We start from the raw sequence: 14,763 nt of genomic DNA, 5'->3' as shown, positions 1-14,763 counted from the left end.
TTTTTTTGCCGGAAACGGCGATCAGGCAGCGGCCTTGGCGGCTGCGACCTGGGCGGCCACTTCGGCAGCGAAGTCGTCCACCTTCTTCTCGATGCCTTCGCCCACGACGTAGAGCGTGAAGCCCTTCACCGTGGTGTTGGTGGCCTTCAGCATTTGCTCGACGGTCTGCTTGCCGTCCGCAGCCTTCACGAAGACCTGGTTGAACAGCGAGACTTCCTTGAGGAACTTCTGCACGCCACCTTCGATGCGCTTGGCAACGATTTCGTCGGATTGCACAGGCTTGCCTGCGGCCACGGCCACAGCGGCATCTTCGGCGGCCTTGGCGGCTGCCACCGAACGCTCTTTGGCGATCAGGTCGGCAGGCACATCAGCACTGGTCAGTGCCACGGGCTTCATGGCTGCGATGTGCATGGCCACGTCCTTGGCAGCGACTTCGTCGCCTTCAAATTCCACGACCACACCAATGCGCGAGCCGTGCAGGTAGGAAGCCAGCTTGCTGCCGCTGCCACCGAAGTGCTGGAAGCGGCGGAACGACATGTTTTCGCCGATCTTGCCGATCAGGCCCTTCCGCACGTCTTCCAGCGTGGGACCAAAGCTGTCTTGCTCGTAGGGCAGTGCACCCAGCGCAACCACGTCGGCGGGGTTGTGCTTGGCCACGAGTTCGGCAGCAGCCTTGGCCAGGGCCATGAAGCTGTCGTTCTTGCTCACGAAGTCGGTTTCGCTGTTCACTTCGATCAGGCCACCGGTGGTGCCGTCGATGTAGCTGGCCACCACGCCTTCGGCGGTGATGCGCGAGGCGGCCTTGCCAGCCTTGGTGCCGAGCTTGACGCGCAGCAGTTCTTCAGCCTTGGCCATGTCGCCGTCAGCTTCCGTCAGCGCCTTCTTGCATTCCATCATCGGTGCATCGGTCTTGCCACGCAGTTCGGCAACCATGCTTGCGGTAATTGCAGCCATCTTTATTCCTTCAGTATTCAGTTCAATCGATTCAGATTCCGCCTAAAAAAAAGGGGGCTCACCAGGGCCCCGCTTTTTTTCGCGACGGATCGCGCAGCCAGGTATCAGGCGGCAGCTTCTTGCACTTCCACGAATTCGTCGGTGCTCTCGGCGGTAGCAGCCTTCACGACTTCGTTCACGGCGTTGGCGCGGCCTTCGATGATCGCGTCAGCGATGCCACGGGCATACAGCGTCACGGCCTTGGCCGAGTCGTCGTTACCAGGGATCACGTAGTCGATGCCTTCAGGCGAGTGGTTGGTGTCAACCACACCGATCAGCGGAATACCGAGCTTCTTGGCTTCGGCCACGGCAATCTTGTGGAAGCCCACGTCGATGACGAAGATGGCGTCGGGCAGTGCAGTCATGTCCTGGATGCCGCCGATGTCCTTTTCGAGCTTTTCGATTTCGCGGGAGAACGTCAGTTGCTCCTTCTTGCTCAGGCTGTCCAGACCGGCTTCTTGCTGGGCCTTCATGTCCTTGAGGCGCTTGATCGAGGTCTTGACCGTCTTGAAGTTGGTCAGCATGCCGCCCAACCAGCGTTGGTCCACGAAAGGCACGCCAGCGCGCAGGGCTTCGGTGGACAGGATTTCACGGGCTTGGCGCTTCGTGCCGACCATCAGGATCGTGCCGCGGTTGGCAGCCAGTTGCTTGGCGAACTTTTGGGCTTCCTGGAACAGTGGCAGCGACTTTTCCAGGTTGATGATGTGAATCTTGTTGCGATGGCCGAAGATGTAAGGGGCCATCTTGGGGTTCCAGAAGCGGGTTTGGTGACCGAAGTGGACACCGGCTTCCAGCATTTCGCGCATGGTAACGGACATAAAAATACTCCAAAGGTTAGGTCTAAAATCAGCCCCAATATTTGCAGCGCCGTGATCTTCACGAACGCCACAACACCTTGACAGGGCTGGTTTGCGATTGGTCTTGCCGCAGCTGCCACACTCACGATGCATGCACTGTGCACACACTGCTTGCGCCACAGCACCCAGCAAAACCCAAAGATTCTAGCACACCCATGCACCCTGACCTGACCGCCGTCCGCGACCAACTGCGGGACGGCACCACCACCGCAGTGGCCGAGCTGGAACGCTGCATCGAAGCAGCCCAGGCTCCCGCCAATACACACAGCTTCGTGCGCACGCTGTTTGACGCGGCGCGCACCACAGCGGTGCAACCCGGTCTGGCCCACCTGCCACTGGCTGGGCTGGCGGTATCGGTCAAAGACCTGTTTGACATTGCCGGACAACCCACCCCAGCGGGCTCCACCGCCCTGTCAGGGGCTCCCGCAGCAGTTGCCGACTGCCCCGCTGTGGCCCGGCTGCGCGCGGCAGGCGCCAGCCTCGTCGGCCGCACGAACATGGTGGAGTTCGCCTTCTCCGGGGTGGGCGTCAACCCTCACTTCGGCACACCTGCCGCCTGGGACGCCCGCTTTGGCGCCCTGCCCGGCGCACCCCGCGTGCCTGGGGGGTCTTCCTCCGGCGCCGGGGTTTCGGTGGCTACCGGGGCCGCTTTCATAGGACTGGGGTCCGACACGGGGGGGTCCATCCGCATCCCAGCGGCGCTCAACGGCATCGTAGGCTTCAAGAACACCGCCCGCCTGGTGCCCACGGCCGGCGCCGTGCCACTGTCTACCACCCTCGACACCGCTTGTGCCATGACACGCACGGTGCGCGACGCCATCGTGGTGCACGAGGTGCTGGCCGCCCGGCGCGTCACGCGCAGTCCGGCACCGCTGTCGCAGTACCGGTTCGCGGTTCCCTCCACGCTGTTTCTGGAGGCGCTGGACGCCACCGTGGCCCGCGCGTTCGAACGCAGCGTGGATGCCTTGCGCCAGGCCGGCGCCCAGATCGACACCATTGCCCTGCCAGCTGTGCTGGAGCAGCCGGCCTACGGCTTTGCAGCCCCCGAAGCCTACGCCTGGCACCGCGAGCTGCTGCAGCGCGCAAGCGACCGCTACGACCCCCGGGTGCGCATGCGCATTGAAAAAGGCGCCACCCTGATGGCCTGGGAATACATCGATCTGCTCCAGGCGCGCCAGCAATGGATCGCACGCATGCTCGCTGACATGGAGGACTATGACGCCCTGCTGTCCCCCACCGTGCCCATCGTGGCCCCGCCCATTGCCAACGTGGCACGGGCCGATGGGGTGGACACAGCGCAAGACACCGCACGCGACGCCGAATTCTTCCGCGTCAACAACCTGCTGCTGCGCAACACCAGCGTGGTCAACCTGCTGGACGGCTGCGCGCTGTCCCTGCCCTGCCACGTGCAAGGGGAACTCCCGGTCGGCCTGATGGTCTGGCACGGGGCCCTGCGGGATGACACGGTGCTCAATGCAGGCCTGCAGATCGAGCAATTACTACAAAAACAATAGCTACCAGCGCTTTTTCATCAAGCGCTAGACGCCAAAAACCATCAAATTCATGAAGATTGCCATCGTGGGCGCCGGCATCATCGGCGTCACCACCGCATACGAGCTGGCCAGCGACGGCCACGAAGTCTCCGTTTTTGAACAACGCAGCGCAGCCGCCGAAGAAGCGAGCTTCGCCACCGCAGGCCTCCTGGCCCCCCACCTGCTCAGCCCCTGGTCTGTGCCCGGGTTTGGCCATGCCTTGAGGCTGCTGGGCCCCCACGCCACCGTGCGGCTGGCTGGAGGGCTGAACCGCGCCAACTGGACGTGGCTGCGGCGCTGGCGCAATGCCACACGCGCCAACAGCGCCCCGGCGGCCACGCTGGAACGCCTGGCCCAATACAGCCAGGCCCGCCTCCAGGCCATTGCCAGCCAGCACGAACTTGACTTTGAAGTCTGCGCAGGACGGCTCGTGCTGCTGCGCACCGAGCAAGAGCGCACACAGATCCAGCCTGCGCTGCAGGTGCTGCGCGACTGCGGAGTGGCCCTGCGCGAAATCGACGCCCAGGTGGCGCGCCAGATCGAACCCGGCCTTTCGCCCGAGGCACCGCTGGCAGGCGCCATCCACCTGCCCGACGCCAGCGCAGGCAACTGCCGCCTGTTTGCACAACTGCTGCGTCAGGGCACCCAGGGCTCAGGCGTGCACTTTGTGTTCAACACCCGCGTGGATCGCATCAGCAGCAGCCCCACCGGCGTGGCAGTGCAGGGCGAATCGGACGTACACCGCTTTGATGCCGTGGTGCTGTGCGCCGGCATGGCATCAGCTGCACTGATGCCCCCCCTGGGCCTGCGCTTGCCCATGGCGGCGGTCTATGGCTACTCGGTCAGCGCCCCGCTGCGCGAATCCACGCATGCCCCTCTTGCCAGCGTGGTGGACGCATCCCAGCAGATCTCCATCACCCGCCTGGGGCAGCGTGTGCGCATTGCCGGGGGCGCCGAACTGGCGGGCGCCGATGCCGAGCACCACACAGCCACCTTGCAGCGCCTGTACCGTACGCTCAACGACTGGTTTCCAGGCGGCGCGCAGCTTTCGTCGGGCGTGCAGATCTGGCGCGGCGCACGCCCCCTGCTGCCCGATGGAGCCCCCGTGGTGGGCGCCAGCGGCGTGCCGGGCCTTTGGCTCAACACCGGCCACGGCGCGGGCGGCTGGGCCCTGGCCTGCGGCAGCGCCCGGGCCGTGGCGGACCTGATCGCCCAGCGCGAGCCCGAGGTATCGCTGGACGGATTGGGCATGCGGCGGTTCTGAGCCAGTCTGCGCTTTCACCGCACCGGGCTGCGGCGCACAATGGCGGGCGCCCTGCCCTATGCAGCGCATCTCCCCATGCACCGCATCACTGCCCACGAGCCCCACGCCCTGTTCAACACCGCCGCCACGCGCCGCATGGAGCGGGCCGCAACGGCCACCCTGCCACCGCACACCCTGATGCAACGCGCCGGCCTGGCCGTGGCGCAGCTGGCCCAGGCGTTGGCGCCCCACGCACGCACGGTGTGGATTGCCTGTGGCCCCGGCAACAACGGCGGTGATGGGCTGGAGGCTGCGATGCACCTGCAGCGCAGCGGCCACCAGGTGGTGGTGACCTGGCTGGGCCAGCCCGACACGGCCCCAGTAGATGCCAAGGCTTCGTGGCAGCGCGCACGGGATGCCGGCATCGTGTGGGCCGAGACCGCTCCGCACGACCTCAGCGCCAATGACCTGTGCATCGATGCGCTGCTGGGCATCGGCATCTCTTCTGCACCCAGCACAACCGCCCGCACGCCCGATGCCCGGTTGCGAGCCTGCCTGCATGCGCTGCGGCACAGCCCTGCCCCCGTGCTGGCCGTGGACCTGCCCAGCGGGCTGGATGCCGACACCGGTCAATTCGCACCGGGCTTTGCCCCCGACACCGCAGCCCCCCACAACCACCACCCGCGCCCGGCGCACCACACGCTGAGCCTGCTCAGCCTCAAGCCCGGCCTGTTCACCGCCGCCGGGCGCGATGCTGCGGGCCAGGTGTGGCTGGACGACCTGGGCGTGGCGCCAGGGCATGAGCCGCCCAACGCCTGGCTCTCCGGCCCGGCGCTGGCCGCGCCCCGCTCCCACGCCAGCCACAAGGGCAGCTACGGTGACGTGGCCGTGGTGGGCGGTGAGGGGCTGGCCGAGCGTGGCCTGGGCATGGCCGGTGCGGCCCTGCTGGCCGCATCGGCCGCCCTGCACGGCGGAGCGGGACGGGTGCTGGTGGCCTTGCTCGACAACGGGCATCTGCAACTGGACCCGCAGCAGCCCGAGCTGATGCTGCGCCACTTCGATGCCCTGGCGCTGGAGCAACTCACGGTGGTCTGCGGCTGTGGCGGCGGCCAGGCCATCGCACGCGTGCTGCCCGAGGTCATCACCCGCGCGGCCCGCCTGGTGCTGGATGCCGATGCGCTCAACACCATTGCCACCCAGGCCGCGCTGCACGCGCTGGTGGTGGCGCGCGGCCAGCACGGGCAACCCACGGTGCTGACACCCCACCCGCTGGAGGCCGCCCGCCTGCTGGGCCTGACCACCGCCGAAGTCCAGGCCAACCGGCTGGGCGCTGCACAGCAACTGGCGGACCAGTTCAATTGCGTGGCCGTGCTCAAGGGCTCGGGCACCGTGATTGCCGCGCCCGACCGCGTTCCTGCCATCAACCCCACGGGCAACGCACGGCTGGCCACGGCCGGCACGGGCGATGTGCTGGCAGGCATCGTGGGCGCCCACCTGGCAGCAGGCGCCAGCGCCTTGCGCGCGGCCAGCGAAGCGGTGTACCAACATGGCCAGGCCGCCGATGCATGGCCAGCGGGCCAGGCGCTCACCGCCAGTGCGCTGGCGCGAGGCGTGGGCGGCTGACCAGCGCAGGCGCAGGTGTCAATGCGCGTCACTGGCTCTGCGGCAGAGGGCGCAGCACCGCCCCCAGCACTACGCTGAACTTCACGCCAGCAACGTCACTTCCTTGAGCGGCTTGAGCACGCTCGATGGCGTCATGCCAAAGGTCTGCCGAAACATGCGGCTGAAATGGGCCGAGTCAGAGAACTCGCCATGCAGCGCCGCATCGGTCAGGCGCGGGCTCACGGCCAGCCCCGCCATGGCCAGTCGCACCTGCGACCACACACGATAACTGCGCAGGCTCACCCCCATCTCCGCGCGAAACAGGTGGTTGAAACGCGAGGCCGACAATTGCACGCCGGCCGCCAGCCCGGCGCGCGCCAGCCGCCCCTCCTGAGGATGGCGCAGGGCGTGCAAGCTGCGCGCCACACGTGCGTCCAGCAAGGGGCCTTCGTCGTCGCATGGGCAGTGCAACAAGGCCGACAGATCAAAGTTGCGCAGATAACCCTCCATGGCGCTGCGTGCGGCGACAGGAATCGCCACATCCAAAACCACCCCACCCCGTTGCAGGAATGGACCACGCAAGCTGCGCGCCTCGCGCGAATCGGGCTCCAGGTACACCAGGGCCACCGTTTCGCCGCGGGGGTCAAACAGATGCTCCACACCCGCAGCCACCAGCGCGCTGTGGCACGTCTCCATCTGCCCCAGTCCCCAGTGCAGGGCAAACCGGCCTGACAGGCCCATCAGCAACACCGGCGCCGCATGGCAGTGCCAGCCCGTGGCCGGGATCTCCCCCACATAAAGCGCCTTGTCAGTGCCAAGGGTCAGTGTGTTGCGTGCTGGCATAGCCCAAACCTACAAGTTTTGTCATCGCGTTCTCGATAGCCTTGCCCAGCACGTACCGCCGCAGCGGCAATGAACACCCATTTTTTGGAGACTGGCTCTTGAAACGCATCGCTCTTTTGTCTGCCGCAGCCACCTTGGCCTTGGGCGCCACCGCGCTCTACTATGGCGCGCCCTCGCTGTTCAAGGAGCCCTTGCTCAGCCTTAACCGCAGCCTGTCGGGCATGGAAGAAAAAACCATCTCTGCGGCGATGCACACCGTCCACTACCTCGACAGCGGCACAGCCCAACGCCCTACACCGGGCGGCAGCAACGTCACGCCCATCGTTCTGCTGCACGGCATTTTTGCGGAGAAGGACCATTGGGTGGATTTTGCGCGCCCCCTCACCAGCCAGTACCGGGTGATTGCCCCAGATATCCCGGGCTTTGGCGAGAGCACGCGGCGCGACGACCAGGCCTACGACTACGCCGCCCACGTCACGCGCTTGGCCGCGTTTCTGGACGCCCTCGGCCTCCCGCGCGTGCATCTGGCAGGCAACTCGATGGGCGGCACCATCGCTGCCCTCTTTGCCCTGCAGCACCCCGAACGCGTGGCCAGCCTGGCTTTCATCGGCGCACCCCACGGCATCCGGTCACCCCAGCCGAGCGCCATGGACCGACTCATCGACGCCGGGCAACGCCCGCTGGTGGCCCACGACGCCGCCGCCTTCGACGCCATGATGGCCCTGGTGTTTGAAAAGCACCCCTTCCTGCCCCACCCCATCCTGTACGCGTCCGAACAGGATGCGCTGCGCAACGCCACCTCCAACACGCGCCTGTGGGACGCGCAGCTGAAAGACCGCTACCTGCTAGAGCAGCACCTGAGCAAGCTGCAGCACCATCCCACCTTGGTCCTGTGGGGCGAGAGCGACCGCGTGTTCGACCGCTCTGGGCTTTTGCCGCTGCAAAAGCTGCTGCCCCAAGCCCAGGCCGAAGCACTGCCCGGCATCGGTCACCTGCCCATGATGGAGGCGCCCGCTGAGACGGCACAGCGGTATGCCCGCTTTTTAAGCCCCCTTGCCCACCCCGCGCAGCCGGACCACAAGGGCTTCAGCGCAAGTATTCAATAAAAATAGCTGCTAGCGCTTGTGTATCAAGCGTTAGCAGCTATCAATTAGTGAGCAATTAATCTTGCAAGCCTGCGCGTCGGCGAGCGCCTCTTCGTGGGCTTTGCCGTGGTTTCGTCCTGGTCAGCCCCGGCGAGGCTTGCGCGCCTTGCCCTTGCTGGACTTGCCTGCGACCGTCTTCTTAACGGAGGCTTTCAGGGACTGAATCGGTGACCGCGCCGCCCGCTCACGCGAGAGACCCGCTTGCTCCGTGGCGGACGGGGCTGCGCCCTTGTCGGCCTTGCGTCCGCCGGACCGGCCACCCGCCTTGCGGGCGCCACCGCCTGCTCCGTCGGAGCCCACACCCTTGTCCTTGAGCGCGCGGCCGAGCAGTTCCTCGCCTTCACGCACCAGGCGGAAGTCGATCTTGCGGCCATCCAGATCCACGCGGCTGACCTGCACCCGCACGCGCGCACCGATGGCGTAGCGGATACCGGTACGCTCGCCACGCAGTTCCTGGCGTGCCTCATCGAACTTGAAGTACTCGCCGCCCAGCTCGGTGATGTGCACCAGCCCTTCCACATACATCGCGTCGAGCGTGACGAAGATGCCAAAGCTCGTCGCTGCGCTGACCACGCCGCTGTATTCCTCGCCCAGATGCTCGCGCATGTACTTGCACTTGAGCCAGGCTTCCACGTCGCGGCTCGCCTCGTCGGCGCGGCGCTCGTTGGCACTGCAGTGCAGGCCTGCGGCCTCCCAGGCTTGGGTGTCGCGGCTGGGCGGTGCCACATCCTTGCGGGGCTTGGTGCCGGGCGCTGCCACCCGGGCCGCCAGCCGTTTGGCCAGCTTGGCATGGGCTTCGCCGGGTGTGGGCAAGGACGGCAGCGCATACTTCGTCTTGCTCAGGATGGCCTTGATGACCCGATGCACCAGCAGGTCGGGGTAACGCCGGATCGGGCTGGTGAAATGTGTGTAGGCATCGAACGCCAGCCCAAAGTGGCCACTGTTGACGGGCGTGTAGATAGCCTGCTGCATGGAGCGCAACAGCATGGTGTGGATCTGCTGCGCGTCAGGCCGCTCTTTGGTGGCCTGGGCAATCGCCTGGAACTCGGCGGGCTTGGGATCATCGCCAATCGTCATGCCGACGGCCATGGCCTTGAGGTAGTTGCGCAGGATCTCCTGCTTCTCGGGCGTGGGGCCTTCGTGAACGCGGAACAGGCCAGGCTGTCCGCCCTGGGCGATGAAGTCGGCACTGCACACGTTGGCGGCCAGCATGGCCTCTTCGATGAGCTTGTGCGCATCGTTGCGGGTGCGTGGCACGATTTTTTCGATGCGGCCGTTTTCGTCGCAAACGATCTGTGTTTCGGTGGTTTCAAAGTCCACCGCACCCCGCTGCTGGCGCGCAATCAGGAGGGCTCGGTACACATCGTGCAGGTTGAGCAGGTCCTTGACGCGGTCCTTGCGCTTGCTGGCCTCGGGGCCGCGCGTATTGGCCAGGATGGCGGCCACTTCCGTGTACGTGAAACGCGCATGGCTGAACATCACGGCCGGGTAGAACTGGTAGGCGTGCACTTCGCCCTTGGCGGTGACCAGCATGTCGCAAACCATGCACAGGCGCTCCACCTCGGGGTTGAGGGAACACAGGCCGTTGCTCAGCTTCTCGGGCAGCATGGGAATCACGCGGCGCGGAAAGTACACGCTGGTGGCGCGGTCGTACGCGTCGATGTCGATGGCGCTGCCGGTCTCCACATAGTGGCTCACGTCGGCAATCGCCACCAGCAGGCGCCAGCCCTTGCTGCGGCCCACCTTGGCGGGCTCGCAATACACGGCATCGTCGAAGTCGCGGGCATCTTCGCCATCGATGGTGACCAGGGGCACGTCGGTCAGGTCCACACGACGCTTCTTGTCCTGCGCGCGCACCTTGTCGGGCAGCTCTTTGGCCTGCGCCAGGCACTCGGCGGAGAACTCGTGCGGCACGCCGTACTTGCGCACGGCGATCTCGATCTCCATGCCGGGGTCGTCCACCTCGCCGAGCACTTCGGTGATGCGGCCCACGGGCTGGCCAAACAGTGCGGGGGGCTCGGTCAGTTCAACAACGACAACCTGCCCTGGTTTGGCGGCGCCGGTGGCGCCTTTGGGGATCAGTACATCCTGGCCGTAGCGCTTGTCTTCGGGCGCCACCAGCCACACACCGCTTTCCTGCAGCAGGCGGCCGATGATGGGTTGCGGCGGGCGTTCGATGATCTCGGCCACGCGGCCTTCGGGACGACCACGGCGGTCCTGGCGCACGATGCGCACACGCACGCGGTCCTTGTGCAGCACCGCGCGCATTTCATTGGGGGGGATATAGATGTCGCCTTCGCCATCGTCGCGGATAACGAAACCGTGTCCATCACGGTGCCCCTGCACGCTGCCTTCAATCTCGTCCGACAAATGCGCGGACTGCGCGCCGGGGGTGGTTTTTTTGATATACAATCTTAGACTTTCCTGAAATGCCCAGGTGGCGGAATTGGTAGACGCACTAGTTTCAGGTACTAGCGAGTAACATCGTGGAGGTTCGAGTCCTCTCCTGGGCACCAAGTTTAACGACAACCTGCGAAGGTTTTCAAAATATCGAAGCCGCTGCAAACACAGCGGCTTTTTTATTTTCTGCATGCAGTTGTCCAATCCGGCCCCAGGAAGCCGAACAGACACATTTTTGAAAATTCTTTGGCAACTTGTCAGAAGCCTCAATTACTTGTTCTATAATTCGAGGCTGATCTGAAAGCCCAGGTGGCGGAATTGGTAGACGCACTAGTTTCAGGTACTAGCGAGTAACATCGTGGAGGTTCGAGTCCTCTCCTGGGCACCAAACATATAAAAAGCCGTTGCAATCGCAACGGCTTTTTTGTTTTTGGAATTCCATTGGCGGACAACTCCTCTCCTCCAGCAATCCCACCTTCGCCAAGCACGGCAACCGCCGAGCCTCAAGGGCATGCGCGCAAAAGCGCGCACGCCCCCATTCACATCACTTGCGCAGCAACGTCTTCAGCACATTCTGCAAACGGCGTGCACTCACCGCATCACTGGCACTGGCCAGCACGCGCGCCGCATCCTGACCCCAAGTCTGGGCAGGCGCAGGATCATTGCGGCGCGTGAGCAATTGCAATTGCAGCATGCGCCGGGCAGCAATGTGCTCAGCTGGCGTGGGAGCCTCGGCTGCCATCTCCAGACGCAGCAGCGCCTCGGACGCATCTCCCTTGGGAGCAGACGACAGCGCTTGCGCCCAGGCGCTGCGCACCGATGCAGTCACACCCGAGCCCAGATCCTGCGTACCAGGCACAAGCGCCGCATCGCGCTTCTCCCATGCCGTCAGCAGCTGAGTCAGCGCCTCTCCATGAGCCTGCGCCGCCAGCTTCTTCAAAGCCAGCTGGGCGTGCTCCATGGCTTCGCGCTGGGCTCGGAACGCCGTGTCACCCAGGCGAGGGCCTCGATCCTCGAACGCCGGGCGATCGCCAAAACGGCCACCACGGTCCACGCGATCGCCCATGCGGCCATCGCTGCGCGGACCGCGGGCACCGTCGCGGTCGCCGGGACGGGCATCACGACGCTCACCCTGGCGACCTCCACGGCCAGGAGCTGCAGGCGCGTCCTTCTTCATGCCAGGACGGTCATCACCACGCACCGCCACCACGGGTCGCGCTGCGGGCTTGGGCGCTGCAGGTGCCGTTGCGGGGGCCTCGACTGCCGCACCGTCACCACCATCAGGAGTTTCCGCGGATTCAGTCGATCCGTTTTCGACAGCAACAGGGGCAGAATCCGCCTGCGCGTCTGCATGCGACTGTGCATCCTTGTGCGCCGTGGCAACGGCTTCCGCCGCCTGCGCCTGACCGCGCAGCGCGGCCTCCAGCGCCTGCATGGCCGAACGGATCTGTTGTGCATCGCCGCTGGCGTTGGCGGCCTCCAGCGCCTTGGACGCCTCCAGCACCACGCGATCACGTGCGCTCAATTCGGTGACAGCACGCTCGCGGTCCGCCGACTTGCGGTTGAAGGCTTCATCAATGGGTTTACGGAAGGCATCCCACAGCTTCTGCTCGTGCTTGCGGTCCAGAGGCACCCCCTGCGCCTCAGCCTGCCAGCGCTGCTGCAGCGCCTTGACCGCATCGATGCGCAAGGTGGGCGCCGCACCAAGGGCCATGGCCTCGTCGATCATCGCGTGGCGGCGGGCCAGGCTTTCCTTCTGCGCAGTTTCGAGTGGCGCTGCTGCCAGGGAAATCGCCTGCTTCCAAAGAGGTTGCAACTCCGCAAAAAGCTTCTCCCCCACATGGCCGCCTTCGCGCCAGCGATCACCAAACTGGTGGAGGGCACGGTTGATGGCCTTCCAGTCGCCGGAGGCAGCATGCTCGTGTGCCCATGCCTTGACTTCTTCGATCAGCGCCAGGCGCTGAGCCTTGTGCTCTGCCGCCTCGGTACGGATCTTGTCCAGCCAAGCCTCCACCACCTTGTGCGCAGCATTGCAGGCTTCGTCGAATTTCTTCCACAGACCATGGTTGGGTGCCCCACCCTGGTCCGCCTGTTTCCATTGTTCACGCAGGTTGCGCAGGGTTTCCTGCATCTTGCGGCCGCCCAGAGCCTGGCCTTCAGGGCGGTTGAGCAAGGCCTCAGCCTTGGCCACCAGGTCTTCACGCACCTGGTCCGCACTCCAGCGTTGCCAGCCTTCCAGTTCACCCGCCGCCACCAGGGCTGCGTGGACCTGTTGCTCCAGAGCATTGTCGATGTGTTTGCCGTGCACCTTCAGCACAGCGCGCAGCGCGGCTGCAGCGCCAGCACTGGCCTTGCCATGGCCCTCGGCAGTTTCTTTCTCAAGGACTGCCAGGGCTTCGCGCACGCCCTGCACAGCCTTCTCAACAACTTCAGGCGCCACCTTGGGCTTGGCCGCACGCGCAGGCTTGGCTGCCGCCGCTGCAGCAGCGGCCTCTGTGGGCAGGCCACGCGCTGCACGCAGCTCATCAGCCCAGACAGGCACAGGAGGCAACGGCGCGCCAGCATCCTCAGAAGCCGCCACAGCCTGGGCCACCGCGGGTTGAAATGCCTCCCATACCACCAACAACTGGGTGCGCGACGCATCGAGCAGCGGTGGAAACCGTGCTTCTACGCTTGCCCAGCTGGCATCGCCGGTCAATTCCTGCGCCTGTTCCTGCCAACGCGCCACATCGGCACGCAGCAGTTCGAGCGCAGCCTGGGCGTCGCGCCAGGGCTTGGTAGAGAGCACTTCGATGCGCTGGGCCAGCAACACGGCCGCCTCTCGCTGCACTTGGACGCGGTGCTGCAGATCCTCAATGACCTTCACGCGGTCCGCGACCTGCACCTTGAGCAGCGACAACGGCTCGCGCGACAGCGGCGCGCCCGCTTTGGCGGCGTCGCGTTGCCATGCCAAGGCATCGGCAATGTTGAGTTTGGGGGCTGACAGCAGCGCCTGCGCCTTTTCCGCCCACTCGGCGGCAATGGCCTCCTGGCCCTTGGCGCGGCGGATTTCATCGAGGCGCTCACGCACCGCGCGCGCAGCGCCCTTGTCACGCCCGCTCAGTTCTTTGAAAACCTCCTGCAACTGCTCATGGGCCGGCTGGGTTGCCAGCCAGTCACGAATGCGGGAGGCGCGCTCGCCGGAGGTGGCGGCAGAAAAAGCGCCACCGGTCAACGCATCAAGCGGATGCGGCTCATGGGTTTTGGCCGGGGCCGGATTCACTTCAGGTGCGTCGGACATTTTGCTGCGGGAAAAAAATGGAAACATGGATCCAATGGATAACAAAGGCGGCCCCGGGCGCATTGCCTGAAGGCCTGCCCCGGCAACTGCGCTGCACGCGCGCCAGGGCAACAAAGAAGCTATTTTCACCGGGTTTGGCAAACAGGCCGCAGCATGACGGTGTGCCAAGCCCCGGGGGTGATCTGGCACAAGGCTTTGCCAGACGGGCTGACATGCTGCGGCCCCGCCAGGGTGCCGCCCGCTACTGCGGGCGAACTGCCGCTGCTCTAGGGAACAGCCCCCATTATCTATATATAAGGGCCAAGGGCCCAAAAAGCACGCCACACCACCAATAAGAAAGCCCGGCAGACAGTGCCTCATGGACTGCCTGCCGGGCTTGACGGCTGACACAACGGTCTTTGCCATCGGTCGCAATGCGGAGATGAAGGTCCACATGGCGAGGAGGCAAGGTATTGCCTCCAGGGTTTGCCGTGGAAGCCGCATCTGCTGCACCAGGGCACTGCGTGCCCTCGGAGGGAGACTTGTCTTCGTCTGGCGATGCCTGAAATCTACAGGCAACGCAACCTTACCAAAGCTGCCGCTGCAACTCAAACTGGATTCTCAATGGCGAAAAGACCGGCGATTGAATTTGACACGTCCATGTAACAGGCATCCCCACAGACCTGGGCGCCAGACACGCACACGCCCCCCAAAAGCTGTGATTTTTCACATGTTTTTCATAACTCAATGATCTTAAAAATTAATTTGTTAGTATTGACTAAGCATTTAGTGAACTTCTAGAATCCGCCAGCCCCGAAAACAGGCTAGTAAAAACCCCAACCTCGCTGCCGAACCCGGCTAAGTCAAAGCAGGCCCCAAGCACACCCAA

The 14,763-nt window shown here is 64.9% G+C and carries 9 protein-coding genes and 2 tRNA genes; 6 read left to right on the top strand and 5 right to left on the bottom strand.

Annotated features, from left to right (window positions below):
- Nucleotides 1-21 precede the first annotated feature (21 nt).
- Together tsf and rpsB are read right to left on the bottom strand one after the other, a co-directional pair.
- Nucleotides 22-954 (bottom strand): translation elongation factor Ts, encoded by a 933-nt coding sequence (gene tsf / locus IB243_RS15395; protein ID WP_192428141.1) that lies wholly within the window; start codon nucleotides 952-954, stop codon nucleotides 22-24.
- A 104-nt stretch (nucleotides 955-1,058) separates the two neighbouring features.
- Nucleotides 1,059-1,811: a 30S ribosomal protein S2 gene (gene rpsB, locus IB243_RS15390; protein ID WP_010457835.1), complete on the bottom strand. Its 753-nt coding sequence runs from the start codon at nucleotides 1,809-1,811 to the stop codon at nucleotides 1,059-1,061.
- 194 nt (nucleotides 1,812-2,005) lie between these two features.
- On the opposite strand from rpsB, the gene IB243_RS15385 reads away from it, so the two are divergent.
- The 3 genes from IB243_RS15385 (at nucleotide 2,006) to IB243_RS15375 (ending at nucleotide 6,248) form a co-directional block, all read left to right on the top strand.
- Nucleotides 2,006-3,364, top strand: coding sequence for an amidase (locus IB243_RS15385; protein WP_192428140.1), 1,359 nt, complete (start codon nucleotides 2,006-2,008; stop codon nucleotides 3,362-3,364).
- A 49-nt stretch (nucleotides 3,365-3,413) separates the two neighbouring features.
- Nucleotides 3,414-4,646 carry an FAD-dependent oxidoreductase gene (locus tag IB243_RS15380; protein WP_192428138.1) on the top strand — a complete coding sequence of 411 codons (1,233 nt, stop codon included), beginning with the start codon at nucleotides 3,414-3,416 and terminating at the stop codon, nucleotides 4,644-4,646.
- A gap of 75 nt (nucleotides 4,647-4,721) precedes the next feature.
- Nucleotides 4,722-6,248 (top strand): NAD(P)H-hydrate dehydratase, encoded by a 1,527-nt coding sequence (locus IB243_RS15375; RefSeq protein ID WP_192428136.1) that lies wholly within the window; start codon nucleotides 4,722-4,724, stop codon nucleotides 6,246-6,248.
- Between the two features lie 81 nt (nucleotides 6,249-6,329).
- On the opposite strand, the gene IB243_RS15370 is transcribed toward IB243_RS15375, so the two are convergent.
- On the bottom strand, nucleotides 6,330-7,070 hold the full coding sequence (locus IB243_RS15370; protein WP_192428134.1) for an AraC family transcriptional regulator: 741 nt from the start codon (nucleotides 7,068-7,070) through the stop codon (nucleotides 6,330-6,332).
- A gap of 98 nt (nucleotides 7,071-7,168) precedes the next feature.
- On the opposite strand from IB243_RS15370, the gene IB243_RS15365 reads away from it, so the two are divergent.
- Nucleotides 7,169-8,176 (top strand): alpha/beta fold hydrolase, encoded by a 1,008-nt coding sequence (locus IB243_RS15365; protein WP_192428133.1) that lies wholly within the window; start codon nucleotides 7,169-7,171, stop codon nucleotides 8,174-8,176.
- A 120-nt stretch (nucleotides 8,177-8,296) separates the two neighbouring features.
- On the opposite strand, the gene rnr is transcribed toward IB243_RS15365, so the two are convergent.
- Entirely contained in the window at nucleotides 8,297-10,627 is a 2,331-nt protein-coding gene (gene rnr / locus IB243_RS15360; RefSeq protein WP_192428131.1) for a ribonuclease R, read from the bottom strand.
- A gap of 19 nt (nucleotides 10,628-10,646) precedes the next feature.
- Between rnr and IB243_RS15355 the strand changes: the two genes are divergently transcribed.
- Nucleotides 10,647-10,731, top strand: a tRNA-Leu gene (locus tag IB243_RS15355).
- A 187-nt stretch (nucleotides 10,732-10,918) separates the two neighbouring features.
- A tRNA-Leu gene (locus tag IB243_RS15350) sits at nucleotides 10,919-11,003 on the top strand.
- Between the two features lie 156 nt (nucleotides 11,004-11,159).
- Here the strand turns inward: IB243_RS15350 and IB243_RS15345 are convergent.
- Complete coding sequence (locus tag IB243_RS15345) at nucleotides 11,160-13,922, bottom strand: DUF349 domain-containing protein (protein WP_192428129.1); 2,763 nt, start codon at nucleotides 13,920-13,922, stop codon at nucleotides 11,160-11,162.
- Nucleotides 13,923-14,763: the final 841 nt, after the last annotated feature.

It is taken from the genome of Acidovorax sp. ACV01 (genome assembly GCF_014851495.1).
Lineage (GTDB): Bacteria > Pseudomonadota > Gammaproteobacteria > Burkholderiales > Burkholderiaceae_C > Acidovorax > Acidovorax radicis.
Note: the sequence above shows the minus strand (reverse complement) of the source record. Positions and strands in the feature narration are given on the sequence as shown.

Excerpts from the sequence above, each read along its gene's own strand:
- tsf (WP_192428141.1), bottom strand. The coding sequence starts at position 954 with ATGGCTGCAATTACCGCAAGCATGGTTGCCGAACTGCGTGGCAAGACC.
- rpsB (WP_010457835.1), bottom strand. The coding sequence starts at position 1,811 with ATGTCCGTTACCATGCGCGAAATGCTGGAAGCCGGTGTCCACTTCGGT.
- IB243_RS15385 (WP_192428140.1), top strand. The coding sequence starts at position 2,006 with ATGCACCCTGACCTGACCGCCGTCCGCGACCAACTGCGGGACGGCACC.
- IB243_RS15380 (WP_192428138.1), top strand. The coding sequence starts at position 3,414 with ATGAAGATTGCCATCGTGGGCGCCGGCATCATCGGCGTCACCACCGCA.
- IB243_RS15375 (WP_192428136.1), top strand. The coding sequence starts at position 4,722 with ATGCACCGCATCACTGCCCACGAGCCCCACGCCCTGTTCAACACCGCC.
- IB243_RS15370 (WP_192428134.1), bottom strand. The coding sequence starts at position 7,070 with ATGCCAGCACGCAACACACTGACCCTTGGCACTGACAAGGCGCTTTAT.
- IB243_RS15345 (WP_192428129.1), bottom strand. The coding sequence starts at position 13,922 with ATGTTTCCATTTTTTTCCCGCAGCAAAATGTCCGACGCACCTGAAGTG.